Below are 12,733 nucleotides of genomic sequence, written 5' to 3'. Positions count from 1 at the left end.
GTTCGGGCCGACGATCAGACTGTGGCCTTGGTGACCGCCGGCCCCAGCCGATGCCCATCTCGCTGGGGATACGTGCGCGCTGGCCGCACTGGGCGGTGAGGACGTCGGGGTGGCAGCGTGGCGGGCATGGGCGTTGTGGCAGCACAAACTGCTGCCCTGGCGGTACCGGCCGTGCCCGCGATGCCAGCGCAAGGAGAGGTGCGCGACCGGTTCGGGCGCGTTAGCTCTCGCTCGACGGCCCGGCGGTGAGGCTGCGCAACTCGCGAGCGGAGTCCAGCGCATGCCCCTTATCGGGCAGTGCTTCGAGGATACGCACAAGAGTGCGGCGGCGGATCGTGCTGACGGGCCAGGCATGGGCAGTCGTCAAGGCGTGGGCGAGCCCGTCGTTGACGTGGCCGTCGCCGATGAGGACGAGTGCCCGTACGAGCTCGTAGTGGATGACGTTCCCCGTGAAGGTCGTCGGGCAGAGTGCGATCGCCTCATCCACAGCTTTGGCCGCTTCCGTTGTGTCTCCGATGAGTCCCAAGGAGTAGGCGTGGGCCCAGGCGGCATCTCGACCCCCGAAACTCCAGAAGGGCGAGGTTCGGTCACTGATCGCGCTGTCGGGCAGCCGGTCACACACGTTCTTCAGTTCGCCCAAGGTGGCTCGGGTGATATTGGCATCGCCCTGCGCGGCGGAGATGAACGCCCGGGCGCGGAGGGCCTCCGCGAGCCCCGCACTAGCGTTGCCCTGGGCCAGGTGGGCGGCCTCACTGGTCAAACGGGTGAGGACCGGGGCAGGCCGGCCCGCCCAGAATCCGTATTCGGCTTCCCATCCACGGACCCACACCTGCAGGTCGCGATCACCGGTCGCGTCGGCGGCGCGACGGGCCACCCGCCAGGATCGACGTGAGGAATCGAGATCGCCTACGTCGGACATCTCCATGCCCATGAGGACGGCGAGCTGTGCGCTGACCCGCAGCAGGTCAGTGCGGGCCGCTGGTGAGGAGGGGCGGGCGAGGAGCCGGGATATTTCGGCGAGGTCCGCCGTTACGTCGTGAATAAGGGTGCCTGGCGCCTGAGTGTAATAGGACAGGCCGTGCTCCCAGACGACCTCTTCCCAATCATCGACGCCGATCCCGCGAGCGGCTGCCGCATTCTCGATACCTGAAAAGAGAGTTTCCCAAGTTCCTGGCGGTATGACCGCTTCTGCGCCCAATGCGGCGAGCAGTTGCATCGCGGCACGCCGATGCATGTCACCATCCTCGGCAAGGTCGGAGACGGGTTGTTCGAGAGCGGCCCGGCTGAGCCGGTCAAACTCCGCAGCAAAGGAGTGAAGTGCCCCAAGCCGCCCTTTTGCACCATACAGCCCCTCCAAGCGCTCGATAACGTCGAGTGGCGCCGGAACCAGGCCGCGCTCCCATCTGGACAGGTCGCCATAGTCGCACAGCCCCTGTCCTGCTGCTTCGCGAAGACTGAGGCCGCAGACCTCGCCGCGCCAGTAGCGCAGCTCCGCGCCCAGCAGGTGCCACGGGGACGAGGCGGGATCCACGGCGTCAGGGCGGCGAGGCATCGGGATCCACTCCTGGTTGTTGGGGTTATTGGAATGTGAAAACCCAACATCCACCCCCTTGGATGTACTCACCGAACTCTTTCACTATGGCACTGCGCTTTCCGCAAAGCGCGTTTTTCTCAGGACGGCGCGAAACCCCTGACCAGAAAGGCCACGAGCGTGACTCCGGACATTGATTCCGATTCGACCGACACGATTGGATTCACGGAGTGGTGGCCGAAATGGACCTGATCGAACCGAACGTATCCGCACCCATGCAAGCAGCCGACCATGACGCCGCGATAAGGGCATGGCTCCGACTGGACATCAGAGACCGTCAGCTTTCCGTACTGCGCAACACCTTCCCGAGGTGGCACATCAGTTATGCACTCGACCCAGACGACCGCTGGGTCTGGACAGCCCGCACGGGAAGGGACCTCACATCGGGGGCGATCACCACCGACGTCCTCCAGGTGGTGCACCGCGGTAACCCCGTCGAGTTGATGGCCGCACTGACCTACCAGGCATGGCTCACCGAGCGTGCCACCCGGCCGCGCCCCTGACCCAAGAAGCCCCTCCTTCCCGGGTCCCAAGCAGGTACGGCCATGGTGCATCCACTCGACAGGTCCGCCGCCGCACCGCCTGGCCTCAGCGCCTCCCGCCCGAGCGACATCCGGGACGACGGACTTGTAGAAGGCAGCCGTGGCACCGTCGCGTCATGCCGCGAACCGCGGAGAGATGGTGAGCGTTTGCGCAAGGGTCCGGCTATGGTCCGGCACCCGGTGGCTCAAAGATCGGAAGGCCCCTGCCGATGGCGCATTCGAGAGGTCTTCGCAACTCAGTGATCACTTGCTGATAGCGGTCAGCATAGCGAGGCAAACCAGGTTCCGTGCCCCGCGTTGGGGAGCACGGAATTCATGGTTTCAGCGCTGGATGGAGCTCTGGTTGAGGCGGCGGCTGTAGGTGATGTGCTTCGTGGCTTTGGCGACCCTGTCGTAAAGCGCGCGAGTGGCGGCGTTGTCCTGAGGGGTGTGCCAGTGAAGGCGCACGGCGCCGTGTTCTTCGGCGTCCTTCGCCACCCACTCGATCATTGCCTGCGCGATGCCCCGCCTCCGCATCTGCTGGTCCACGAACAGGTCCGCGAGGTAGCAGCTCCCGGCCGACCAGACGCTGGCGTGGAAGTAGTAGTGCGCGATGCCGGCTAGCTTGCCGTCCAGTCGCGCGGCGATGCCGCGTATCTGCTCACCGTTGAGCAAGCGTCGCCAGGTCTGTTCGTAGCCGTCGTCGCTGACCTCGGTCTGGAACGTTGCTTTGAAGGCACGGGTCAGCACTTCCCAGTCGGCGCGGTCGGGCTCGGTCAAGGGGCTTATCTCCACCATGGTGCCCCAATTCTCTCCCCTCACGGCTGGTGCTCGCACGTGGTGGGATGCGGGGCACCAGCGCTCCAGCGTGGATCTGATCACGCCAGGAGTTCCGCGAGGCGTTCAGCCGGGGTGTCCCAGTCGAGTGTCTTGCGAGGTCTGATCCCTGGGTCCAATTGAGGGATCGCAGCATATGGCGCGGCAGCATCGTGACGGTCTGGGTGAGAGCCTCGCGCAGTTGTTCGGCGCTGCGGCCGTGCGGGAGGTGGATGAGCATCACGTAGCGGGTGGAGCGCTCGGCAAAGGGTGCCGATGGCGGAATTGCCGTTCTGGCCGATGATGAGGTCGCCTTCCGATGGCCGGGCACGGCGCGGTCGCCGGCCTCGGCGGGCCGCTCGGCAGCTCTGGTCCCTGGCCGTCGATCGCGCCAACCCCGTACGACGGCCCGGCCATGGCGTGGGCGCTCGTGCGGCGCTCCGACCCGATCACCATCCTGGAGCCGGGCCCCCTGATGATCGGCTCCGCGACAGATGACCGAGACCGGGGAGATGGGACTGCAAAAGAGCGGCCCCTCGGCATGACGCAGCAGATACCAGCGGCCTCACGGCACGAACGGACATCTCACACAGCATGACGGCCATGTGAACCCGACGTTACATAGTCTTGACACCTACATAACGCGAATGTATAACATGTACTTACGTGATCAACTGTGGCCGCCCGGAGACCGTGGACCTTGACGAACCTCGTCATGGGTCCGGCCTGCCCCGGTCGTTGGTCACTACTCGACCTACGCCGGTCCGGTGAAGATCAACGCCAAGGGCCAATGCATCAAGTGGCAGGGCTTCTACGGCGATAAGGGAAGTGCCGGCTATGTGCGGTGGGAGTCACCCTGGGGGCACTGCGGCTGATCAGAGCGCCGGGCATCGGGCGGATCCGTCCGGACCTGGACTCCTGCGAGGTGACCTGACCCGGGCGAGCACCGGCCGGAGTTGACGAACGTGCCCGATCCCTGCGGCGCGCACCGGCGCGTAAAGCCTGGTTGGCGCGGCGTGCGTGCGGTAGCGGCCTGGAGTCCTGCCGCACGCCGGGACCGGCCCCAGGCCGCATGCCCGGCGTGCGGTGCAGGGCCAGGTACGGCGGCGCGGCGCGGCGCATACACCCGAGTCACGGCCACAGAGCGCTACATCAACGTTGCCGCACTCCAGATGAAGGACGCCAGCAACCGCATGGACCAGGCCCTTGGGGCGGCGCTCCCTGGCGGGCCACCAGAGAGATCAAAAAAGGTCCTCTACCGAAGATTGGTAGAGGACCTTTTCGGCTGCGGAGGATCGGGGATTTGAACCTCGGATGGTGTTGCCACCAAACCGCATTAGCAGCTCGGATCCTGGGCGTCCAGATCCGTTCACCTGGATCAACAGTCCCGCCGGATCCGCCTGGAACACAGTGGGACGACGCTGGATTGCAACTAGAACCGCAACTAGGGAGCAGTTGCGCGGGCGGCATGACCCAGATGACGCGCGGGCTCCGGCGAGCAGCGACTCATCACGTTTCGTGATCACGTTGCCCCGGAATGCGACGAAAGGCCGACGGCTTTACAGCGCGTGACCATTCCTGTCCGTCTAACGCCCCTGACCTGCGGCGTCATCCTGTTCGACCGCCACAACCAGCAAGATCGCTGCACACATATTTCACGAGCCCCCGGCCACCCCCTTCGTGCGACTTCGCTGAGCTTCCATCCACAATGGACCAATGCGAGGACCGTGGGTGCACGCTGGCCGACTCTGGACGAACGGCGATCCGTTTCTCGCTGTCGACGCTTCATTGCGCGGCGCGGGGCATGGATTCAGCAACAACCAATACGACGACATTGTGGATCTCGACCCGGAGGACACCAGCATCCCGGTCGGAGCCGGCTGGGCAGCCCTCGTCGGCGCCGACGGAGTCGTCCGCGATGACAGCTGGATGGAGGTTTTTCAGGCAGAGGGCGGCGGCATCGCCGTCGTGCAGGCCTCCGGTCCCGACTACCCACGTGTGTTGACCAAGGCCCTCCGCTACCCGGACACCGACGATGAAGACGGCGCTCCGCTCATCGTGCGCAGCGGCGAGATCGCCTTGTTCAGCGCCGCGTGCGACGGCACCGGACCACACTCGCAACCCCTGGTGCCCGCCCGACCGGGACCGGTGCCGTCGGTGCACGGACGACCATCGTACGACGGCGATCCAGGCCTTCTGATAGCGACGACGTGCACAAGGTTCGCGTTCAAGGTGCGCTGGTACACCCAGCTAGACGAAGAGAGCTGTTTCGCCCGGTGGCTGCTGACCCCTGCATGAACCTTGTGATCAGTAGGTGCCCAAGCGATCGCGCACCGTTGTCGCCGAGATAGCCGTCGGCTACAGGAGGGACAATAGATGATCACTTTCGACGGGACCTTCCATCGCATCACGGATCCGGAGTTCGAGATGAAGATCCCAGCATGGGAGGGATACGAGCCGGACACCGCTGACGAGGCGGACGCGACGATCACTTTCCGCGACGGCTCGCGCCGATATGCGACCTTTATGACTCTGGATGTCGTCCAGCGCACCATGGACAAGAATGCGCGTACCGGCGAGTGTCTCGGTGGCAGGTTCTTCTGGTGCTCGGACTTGATCATCGTTCGAGGTGCGGGGTTCGAGGGTATGGCGGCCGCGATTCGTGATCTGATCTCGTCTGGAGACATCGGGGGAGCATGCGGCCTGCTCGATCCTCGTGACGATGGCGAGGAGAAATGAATGCCCCGCCCCCGACGGGAGCGGCCCGAGTGAGGAATCCAACCCGCGCTGTCGGCTTGGGAGCTGCACGGATCGCGGCACGTGAGGGCTCTGAGCTGGGCGGAAACCCGGTCCTAAGTGACCGAGATCGACCCCTCGTTACCCTGCCTAATTGCACGCTAGTTGCACGGCGATCAGCCCGTGACCTGGCATCGGACCGTGGCAGCTCGACCTGCTGCCTTTCACGTCAACCGTGTAGCTCAGCGCACGGCACACCCCTTCCTCACGCGGCGGTGATGGCCCGAAACTCCACCGGCGTGGAGACGTCACCATGTATCACCACATCGATCTCCAATGCCGCCGCCAACCGCACCATCAGCGGAATCGTCGGCATGTGCGCTCCACCCTCCAAGCGGGAGACTTGCGGCTGCGTCATGCCTGCCCGCTCAGCCAGCTCCGTCTGCGACAGGCCCAGCTCGATCCGGCGGCGATAGACGGCCGCGCCGAGTTCCTGCCCCAGCCGCGCTTCCTCCACCATCGCGGCGTACTCGGGACTTACCGCCTCACCGGCAAGCCGCTTGGCCTTGATCGTCTTCCACTTGCTATGCCCGGCCATCTCTTCAGCCCCTTCCCTTATAGATCCAATGCGCGGCGCCGTGCTCCAAGCCGCCGGCCATGCACTCAGCCATTGCCTTGCGGGCGCGCTCCACATCGCGCGGCTGCCTATCTCGCGTCTTGTAGAAGGCGGTCAGCAACACCGCCCGGCGGCCCTCGGCCAGCCAGTAGGTGAGGCGCACCGCGTGGTGTGCGATATCGAAACGCAACTCCCACAACCCGTCACCCAAGTCGCGAGCATGACCGTACGGCATCCGGTCTCCGAATTCAGCGAGCCGTTCGACGGCGGCCTCGACAGCGGCGTGATCCCGGTCGGACAGAGTGTCCAACCAAGTCTCCACCGCCGGCTCTAGGTCGATGTCGTACAGCTCCTCGCTCATGCAACACAGTATATATACCAAGCTTTGCATAGCCGATTTCCGCCGGGCGCGCTTCCCGTGGCCGGCAAACGGCTACGCGGATGGATCGTCATCGACATCGACGCCACCGTCATCACCGCCGCCTCCGATAAGAACGGCGCAGCGGTCACGTTCAAGAAAACCTACGGCTTTCACCCGCTGGTCTGCTGGTGCGCCAACACCCAAGAATCGCCCGCCGCTCGGTGCGGTACCTGGTCGGCTGGATGATCACCGACGTCGACGAGCAGGCCATCGCCCGGCTGCCCGCCACCGCCTGGACCGACTCCCTGCGCCAGGACGGCGACCTCCAGCCCGGCTACCACGCGGCCGAGCTCGCCGGCCTCAACCAGCGCCAAGGCTGGCCAGAGAACATGCGGTTGCTGGTCCGCCGGGTCCGCCCCTCGGCCCGCCACCGCAAGAACCTCACCGCTCTCGAAACCTGGACCGGCTGGAAGTACTCGATCATCGCCACCAACATCGGCCGCATGTGGGGCATCGCCGGCTCCCACCACCCGCAATGGCTGGACGCGCTGGCCCGCGCCCACGCCCACGCCGTGGTCGAAGACCGCGTCCGCGCCGACAAAGCGATGGGGGCCCGTGGAACCCGGCGCCCCCGCAGTGTCATGCGACGGCCCGCCCCAACCACACCGGGGACATTACGGGCAAACCGCGGCGCCACTCACACAACACAGCCCACTGAAGAATCGAGGCTAATTCGGCTACTGCAGGGTCAGGTTGTAGCCGTGGTTGGCAGATCGAGGACAGAGGAAGATGGTAAGAGCTCCATAGCGGCCGAGTTGGAGCGTGGTGGGTTCGAGGGCCTCCCGGCCTTCGGGCGTGGCGAATTGAAGATGACGCTCCTCCAACGGCCGCCATCGGGACTCCCCGGCGCTGTCCCATTCGCTGCTGGCCAGTTTGAGGAGCGGCTCGGTCTCGGTTCCGCACACGTCGCAGGGCAGCTCGTACATGTCTGTGAGATGCCACGACTCCCAACCACCGATCTTGAAACCCGGTGCGACGGACAACAGGTCTGTATAGGCAAAGTCGGCTCCCTCGTCCCAGGTCTGCAGGGCCGCACGGAGCTGCTCGGGGAGCTCGTCGCGATGGGGATATTCAGTGACCCGTTCAGGATGCAACACACACGGACGCGGCAGGTAGATCTCCTGACTGAGATCAGCCGCCGGAGTATCGAGAACACCGTCTGGAGTGACGTGGTTCCGCATAGGCGGCTCCGCGAGGACATCGGTGAGATCTCCGGTCCGCCGCCAGACCAGCAGCGGGACGGGTCCCCACCCGTCGTCTAACTCGTGTTCGTTGGGACACCACAGCAGTTGGAGCAGATCCGTACCCTCAGGGAAAGGCATTTCGGGGATATCACGGGCGTAAAACTGCCCGACACCCACCATGGGCACCGGGCTCTCAGGGACGCGGTCCTGCATCGTCCCCCAGCCGTACTGGTTGAAAGGCGGGCCAGATACCACCACCGTCAGGTCGCACGCCGGCCACGGCTCAGCGGACGGCCAGATCAGCGGACCGCCGACATGGCTGTCATGCATGCTCGGCTTGCCCGGCCGCGGATGAAGACGGACGGCTGTCCTTGCGTACGTGCTTAGCTCAGGAAACATCTGTGTGATGTCGCCCGGAGGGCTGGAAGTCGTGCGAGCCATAAGCCTGAAGCCTAGGCCGGTGGCCCCTCGAGGGAGAACTCCGCAGGTTCGGCCTTTCGCACCCACAGCGCACTCGGCTCGTCCGGCCCGATTCTCGGCGTGCTGGCCACCGTGCATGACCCGGCCGGCACCATGCTGATGGTCGTGGGCGTGGCTCTGCCGGGGAGCCTGGCATGACGCTTGAGGATGTCTTCAAAGGGAGCTGACTCTTACCCGCAGGCGTACGAGACGCCCGAGTCCACGACCCCCTCCACGTGGCGGCCACCTGTTGATAGAGCAAGACGTCCACATCCGCGTCGTACAAGAGATCCTCGCCACAGAGCGTTACACCCATGTGGCCACGCTCCAGATGAAGGACGCCAGCAACCGCAACCCGAACGGCAACCCTGAAGCCCAGAGAGATCAAAAAGGCCCCCTACCGAAGAACGGTAGGGGGCCTTTCGGCTGCGGAGGATCGGGGATTTGAACCCCGGATGGTGTTGCCACCAAACCGCATTAGCAGTGCGGCGCCATAGACCTGACTAGGCGAATCCTCCCGGAAGCCATCACGGCTGAGCACAGCGTACCGGCCTTCTGGCGAGGCGGCAAAGCGATTGCCCACCCAGCCTTCACCAAGAGTTATCAACAGCCTGTGGGTAACTCCCTGTGGATGAAGCCCGCCCAGAGCGTGGGCGGGCTTCAGGGCTGTGGATAACCTGGGACAGAGCCGGAAACAATCCGGGATCGCCACAGAAAAGTCACAGAGGTCACGCGGCCGGGTTGGCCTCGCCCTCGATCTCAATCTTGATCTTCTTGCCCACCAGCACGCCACCGGTCTCCAGCGCCTGGTTCCAGGTCAGGCCGAACTCCTCGCGGTCGATCTCCGTGGTGATCGAGAAGCCCCACACAGCGGCGCCCCACGGGTTGGTGCCGGCGCCGCCGTACTCGACCGTGAGCTCCACTTCCTTGGTGACCTCACGGACGGTCAGGTCCCCCGCGACCGTGAACTCATCGCCCGAGTGGCCCACCACGCGGGTGCTCTTGAAGGTGATCTCTGGGAACTTCTCCACGGCCAGGAAGTCGTCGCCTCGCAGGTGGCCGTCACGGTCGGCGACGCCGGTCGAGATGCTGCTCGTCTGGATGGTGAGCTCGGCGCTCGATTCCAGCGGGTTCTCGGCGATCGTGACCGAGCCGTTGAAGCTGTCGAAGGAGCCACGGACCTTGCTGACCATCATGTGCTTGACCACGAACCCGATGTGGGTGTGGGCGCCATCGAGGGCGTAGGTGCCGGCGGCGGGGATGGTCAGGGACTCCCAGGTACGGGTGCTCATCGGGTTCTCCTCAGGAAAGCTGCTGTGCGGATGTCTGCGGTAACAACTTTCTACACGAGGAATATTCCGCTCGTCAACTATCGTCGGTTAAGGTATGAGCGTGACGAACTTTGACGACTCCCGGCTGACGGCGATCGGCCTGCTGAGCGAGGTGCACGCCGGCCTCATGTCCAAACTCCAGCCGGTCCTCAGTGCGGCGGGGTTGTCGGAGATCGACTTCGAAACTGTCATCCGGCTGGCCCGTTCGCCACAGCAGATGTTGCGGATGAGCGATCTGGCCGCGCAGACCGGGTTGTCGACGAGCGGCATGACCCGGGTGGTCGACCGGCTGGAGCGCGAGAAGCTGGTGCGGCGGGAGGCCTGCCTGACCGATCGCCGGGCGTCCTATGCCGTGCTGACCGACGCCGGCCGCGAGCGGCTGGAGAACGTGCTGCCCCAGCATCTGCAGGACATCGACGACTGCTTCACGGGGCTGCTCGGCACCGAGGAGCTGGCGGCGCTCCTCTGCAGCCTGCGCAAGATCAGAGCGGTCGTACGCCCCTGCGCTACCGTGGGGGCTGTTGAACCCGGAGCGCCAGCGCGTCCCTGAGCTTCGACATCGCCCGTGACACCGTGCTCTTGACCGTCCCGACACTGATCCCGAGCGTCCTGGCGATCTCCGGCTCGGTCATGTCCTCGTAGTAGCGCAACACGATCGCCGCCCGCATGCGCTCCGGCAGCGACTCCAGGGCCTGTTCGAGCAGCTCGTGCGCCTCTTCACAGGGAGCCACCTCGTGGACGGCCGTCTCGGGCAGCTCGTCCGACGGATACTCCTCCAGTTTGCGCCGCCGCCACTGCGAGATGTTGATGTTCACCATGGCCCGCCGCACGTACCCGTCCAGCGCCCGCCGGTCCTCGATGCGCTCCCAGGCCAGGTACGTCTTCGTCAGCGCGTTCTGCAGCAGATCCTCGGCGTCCAGCGGATGCCCGGTGAGCTGATGAGCGGTACGCAACAACGCGGGCCCGCGGGCCCGCACGTATTCGTGGAACTCGTCTTCCCATCCGGTCGTCTGCATCGTGGCCAGAATCGCAGCCTGATGCCCGATTGGGGCGGAACTAAAATTCAGGTTTCGGCCCGCCGACGATAAAGGTAGGCCAAGGTCGGTGGCGCTTTCTCCACCGACGGATGTCAACTCCCTTCCCCGGGGATGCGTATTTTGCTCCCATCTGCACCGGTACGGTGTGAGTCACCCTTAAGTCGTGTGACCCTAGTAGCCGACGCGAGGGAGGGGCGGGATGGGGTATCCGAGCGTTGAGCGCCGCCGAGTGCTCGCCGCGGCCGCGCTCGGCCGCGACTCCGGCGTTCCAGGCCCTGATCCGGACAGCGGAGATCCGCTGCGTGCCGTCGTCGGTGCGGTTCTGGACATCAGCCCGCATCTGGCCATCATCGAGACCCCCGACGGCGCCGAGGAACGGCTCGTCATCGCCCCCTGGGCCGGCGCCTGGCACGGGCAGAAGACGGCTCCCGCCGACATTCCCGTGGGCAGCATGGTGATCATGCGAGCCGTACGCGAAGGCCGCGTGGTCGAGCGGATCTGGGCCGACACCACCCGCATCACCGGAACGATCCTGTCGATCAGCGGACGCAGGGAGCTGACGGTCGAGCTCGACTGCGGGACGCACCGGGGCCACCGCACGGTCGTCATCCCCTACCGGGCGACGGGGCGATTACAGGTGCGGCATCCCATGTTCGAGCCGGGTTACCTGTTCGACGCGATCGGGATCAGGCAGCAGGGGGCGAGCCTGGCCCTGCTGCCCGCGACCTCCCAGCCCGCCTACCCGGCACGGGCCGTGCCGCCCGCGCCGCCCGCGTACGGCGGTGTGCAGCCGCGCATCTCCGGCACCGCCACCTGGTCGGACACCTTCGACGAGGAGGAGCGCGGCGCGGCTTACCCCATGCTGGAACGTTCTGACGCCGGCTGCGCCGACGCCGGCGTGTCGTGCGCGGGCCTGCCGTACCTCGCGATCGGATCGTTGCTCCAGGTCCGCAACCTCTGCTCCGGCCGCTCCGCGAACGTGCCGGTGGTGGCGTGCGGGTGCATGGCCGGGCGGTTCTGCGACCGCTGCGTCGAATGCGACACCTCGCCGCGCGGACGGATCGCGGAGTTGTCGCCCACCTCCTACGTGGAGCTCGGCGGCGACCTGGTCAAAGGGTGCTTCAACGCTCAGATCGGATGGGGGTGACGCCGGTGCTGCACTCGCAGCTCCCGCTCCTGATCGTGCTGCTCGTCCTGGGCACGACGGCCAAGCTGATCACGGTACGTTCCGGCGGCGAACCGGGCTCGCTGTCCAGACTGGGGCCCGCGGTGCTGGTGCCGGACCGCGTGCGGGCGCCGGCGCTGCTCGTCTGCGCCGCCGGCGAGTCGGCGCTCGCCCTCGGGATGCTGCTCACCACACATCCGTTCTTCCGGTGGGGCACGGTCGGCTTCTTCGCGCTGTCCACGTACGTGCTGCTGGAGCTGCGCAGGCGGCGGCCCGACGCGGGCTGCGGCTGCTTCGGCGAGGTGAGCTCGGCGCCGGTCGGGCTGCGCTCGGTCGGCAGGACCGTGGTGCTGACCGGGATGGCCGGAATGTCGGTGTGGGCGCCGGTGAGCGGATGGGAGGCCATCGCGCACCCGTCCTGGCTGACGGCCGCCGGAGTCGCGGTGCTCGCCGCGTTGTCACCCGAGATCGAGGAGCTGATCGACCGCGTACGCTTCCGCGCCCCCTGCGAGCAGCGCCGCGGCCCCGCCGAGCCGGCCGTCCTGGCCAGGCTCAGGTCGAGCGGCACCTGGCGGGCCCACCATGAGGAGCTGGTCTCGGCCGAGCCGTACGACAGTTGGCGTGAGTTGTGCTGGCGGTTCTTCGCCTTCCGCAACCATGACCAGGACGACGTCGTCTTCGCCGTCTATCTCAGCGGCCGGCGCCCGGCGGTGCGGATGGCCGTGGTCCGCGCGGAGGACAGCGGGTCTCTGCCGGAATATACGTCCGTATCGGGCTGGCTGTAGAGAGCACTAGATTTCCCTCGACAGGCAGCGCGATACAGCTCTATTGGGCTGTCTAGCTTCCCCACTAGACA

14 protein-coding genes, 1 tRNA gene and 1 pseudogene are annotated in these 12,733 nt (G+C 65.9%); 8 read left to right on the top strand and 8 right to left on the bottom strand.

All coding sequences use genetic code 11. The features are described 5' to 3' along the window. Positions 1-220: 220 nt before the first annotated feature. Positions 221-1,624, bottom strand: coding sequence for an XRE family transcriptional regulator (locus tag ACWD0F_RS29570; protein WP_449880960.1), 1,404 nt, complete (start codon positions 1,622-1,624; stop codon positions 221-223). 149 nt (positions 1,625-1,773) lie between these two features. Between ACWD0F_RS29570 and ACWD0F_RS29565 the strand changes: the two genes are divergently transcribed. Continuing rightward, complete coding sequence (locus ACWD0F_RS29565; protein WP_449880958.1) at positions 1,774-2,094, top strand: hypothetical protein; 321 nt, start codon at positions 1,774-1,776, stop codon at positions 2,092-2,094. Positions 2,095-2,454: 360 nt separating this feature from the next. Here the strand turns inward: ACWD0F_RS29565 and ACWD0F_RS29560 are convergent, their stop codons facing one another. Together ACWD0F_RS29560 and ACWD0F_RS29555 are read right to left on the bottom strand one after the other, a co-directional pair. Beyond that, positions 2,455-2,892 carry an N-acetyltransferase family protein gene (locus ACWD0F_RS29560; RefSeq protein WP_449880956.1) on the bottom strand — a complete coding sequence of 146 codons (438 nt, stop codon included), beginning with the start codon at positions 2,890-2,892 and terminating at the stop codon, positions 2,455-2,457. A gap of 243 nt (positions 2,893-3,135) precedes the next feature. Then, positions 3,136-3,292: pseudogene (locus ACWD0F_RS29555) on the bottom strand (IS30 family transposase); the annotation flags it as partial. Between the two features lie 1,367 nt (positions 3,293-4,659). Between ACWD0F_RS29555 and ACWD0F_RS29550 the strand changes: the two are divergent. Both ACWD0F_RS29550 and ACWD0F_RS29545 read left to right on the top strand, forming a co-directional pair. Beyond that, the gene (locus ACWD0F_RS29550; RefSeq protein ID WP_449880954.1) at positions 4,660-5,226 is read left to right on the top strand and encodes a hypothetical protein; all 567 of its coding nucleotides are present in this window, start codon (positions 4,660-4,662) and stop codon (positions 5,224-5,226) included. Positions 5,227-5,304: 78 nt separating this feature from the next. Next, positions 5,305-5,667, top strand: coding sequence for a hypothetical protein (locus ACWD0F_RS29545; RefSeq protein WP_449880952.1), 363 nt, complete (start codon positions 5,305-5,307; stop codon positions 5,665-5,667). A 262-nt stretch (positions 5,668-5,929) separates the two neighbouring features. Here ACWD0F_RS29545 and ACWD0F_RS29540 read toward each other — a convergent pair whose 3' ends face one another. Together ACWD0F_RS29540 and ACWD0F_RS29535 are read right to left on the bottom strand one after the other, a co-directional pair. Then, the gene (locus ACWD0F_RS29540; RefSeq protein WP_449880950.1) at positions 5,930-6,262 is read right to left on the bottom strand and encodes a helix-turn-helix domain-containing protein; all 333 of its coding nucleotides are present in this window, start codon (positions 6,260-6,262) and stop codon (positions 5,930-5,932) included. A gap of 4 nt (positions 6,263-6,266) precedes the next feature. Beyond that, the gene (locus ACWD0F_RS29535; RefSeq protein WP_449880948.1) at positions 6,267-6,641 is read right to left on the bottom strand and encodes a type II toxin-antitoxin system RelE/ParE family toxin; all 375 of its coding nucleotides are present in this window, start codon (positions 6,639-6,641) and stop codon (positions 6,267-6,269) included. 57 nt (positions 6,642-6,698) lie between these two features. Between ACWD0F_RS29535 and ACWD0F_RS29530 the strand changes: the two genes are divergently transcribed. Continuing rightward, the gene (locus ACWD0F_RS29530) at positions 6,699-6,887 is read left to right on the top strand and encodes a hypothetical protein (protein ID WP_449880946.1); all 189 of its coding nucleotides are present in this window, start codon (positions 6,699-6,701) and stop codon (positions 6,885-6,887) included. Continuing rightward, a complete protein-coding gene (locus ACWD0F_RS29525) occupies positions 6,884-7,963 on the top strand; it encodes a hypothetical protein (RefSeq protein WP_449880944.1) in 1,080 nt (359 codons plus the stop codon). The genes ACWD0F_RS29530 and ACWD0F_RS29525 overlap by 4 nt, the downstream gene beginning before the upstream one ends. An 810-nt stretch (positions 7,964-8,773) precedes the next feature. Here the strand turns inward: ACWD0F_RS29525 and ACWD0F_RS29520 are convergent. Both ACWD0F_RS29520 and ACWD0F_RS29515 read right to left on the bottom strand, forming a co-directional pair. After that, positions 8,774-8,862, bottom strand: a tRNA-Ser gene (locus tag ACWD0F_RS29520). Between the two features lie 210 nt (positions 8,863-9,072). Further along, positions 9,073-9,636 carry a YceI family protein gene (locus ACWD0F_RS29515; RefSeq protein WP_449880942.1) on the bottom strand — a complete coding sequence of 188 codons (564 nt, stop codon included), beginning with the start codon at positions 9,634-9,636 and terminating at the stop codon, positions 9,073-9,075. A gap of 94 nt (positions 9,637-9,730) precedes the next feature. On the opposite strand from ACWD0F_RS29515, the gene ACWD0F_RS29510 reads away from it, so the two are divergent. Continuing rightward, complete coding sequence (locus tag ACWD0F_RS29510; RefSeq protein WP_449880940.1) at positions 9,731-10,225, top strand: MarR family winged helix-turn-helix transcriptional regulator; 495 nt, start codon at positions 9,731-9,733, stop codon at positions 10,223-10,225. On the opposite strand, the gene ACWD0F_RS29505 is transcribed toward ACWD0F_RS29510, so the two are convergent. Next, on the bottom strand, positions 10,182-10,691 hold the full coding sequence (locus tag ACWD0F_RS29505; RefSeq protein ID WP_449880938.1) for a SigE family RNA polymerase sigma factor: 510 nt from the start codon (positions 10,689-10,691) through the stop codon (positions 10,182-10,184). The genes ACWD0F_RS29510 and ACWD0F_RS29505 overlap by 44 nt on opposite strands. A 220-nt stretch (positions 10,692-10,911) precedes the next feature. Here ACWD0F_RS29505 and ACWD0F_RS29500 point away from each other — a divergent pair, with 220 nt between their 5' ends. Both ACWD0F_RS29500 and ACWD0F_RS29495 read left to right on the top strand, forming a co-directional pair. Then, positions 10,912-11,859: a hypothetical protein gene (locus ACWD0F_RS29500; protein ID WP_449880936.1), complete on the top strand. Its 948-nt coding sequence runs from the start codon at positions 10,912-10,914 to the stop codon at positions 11,857-11,859. Further along, a complete protein-coding gene (locus ACWD0F_RS29495; RefSeq protein WP_449880934.1) occupies positions 11,850-12,662 on the top strand; it encodes a MauE/DoxX family redox-associated membrane protein in 813 nt (270 codons plus the stop codon). The genes ACWD0F_RS29500 and ACWD0F_RS29495 overlap by 10 nt, the downstream gene beginning before the upstream one ends. Positions 12,663-12,733: the final 71 nt, after the last annotated feature.

The sequence above is a fragment of the Nonomuraea sp. NPDC002799 genome, assembly GCF_053592075.1.
The sequence above is the reverse complement of the archived record's forward strand: the minus strand, read 5'-3'. Positions and strand labels throughout refer to the sequence as shown.

Bases quoted from the DNA above. Each gene is read 5' to 3' on its own strand.
- ACWD0F_RS29535 (WP_449880948.1), bottom strand. From the start codon at position 6,641: ATGAGCGAGGAGCTGTACGACATCGACCTAGAGCCGGCGGTGGAGACT.
- ACWD0F_RS29565 (WP_449880958.1), top strand. From the start codon at position 1,774: ATGGACCTGATCGAACCGAACGTATCCGCACCCATGCAAGCAGCCGAC.
- ACWD0F_RS29495 (WP_449880934.1), top strand. From the start codon at position 11,850: ATGGGGGTGACGCCGGTGCTGCACTCGCAGCTCCCGCTCCTGATCGTG.
- ACWD0F_RS29500 (WP_449880936.1), top strand. From the start codon at position 10,912: ATGGGGTATCCGAGCGTTGAGCGCCGCCGAGTGCTCGCCGCGGCCGCG.
- ACWD0F_RS29545 (WP_449880952.1), top strand. From the start codon at position 5,305: ATGATCACTTTCGACGGGACCTTCCATCGCATCACGGATCCGGAGTTC.
- ACWD0F_RS29510 (WP_449880940.1), top strand. From the start codon at position 9,731: ATGAGCGTGACGAACTTTGACGACTCCCGGCTGACGGCGATCGGCCTG.
- ACWD0F_RS29525 (WP_449880944.1), top strand. From the start codon at position 6,884: ATGATCACCGACGTCGACGAGCAGGCCATCGCCCGGCTGCCCGCCACC.
- ACWD0F_RS29540 (WP_449880950.1), bottom strand. From the start codon at position 6,262: ATGGCCGGGCATAGCAAGTGGAAGACGATCAAGGCCAAGCGGCTTGCC.
- ACWD0F_RS29515 (WP_449880942.1), bottom strand. From the start codon at position 9,636: ATGAGCACCCGTACCTGGGAGTCCCTGACCATCCCCGCCGCCGGCACC.
- ACWD0F_RS29505 (WP_449880938.1), bottom strand. From the start codon at position 10,691: ATGCAGACGACCGGATGGGAAGACGAGTTCCACGAATACGTGCGGGCC.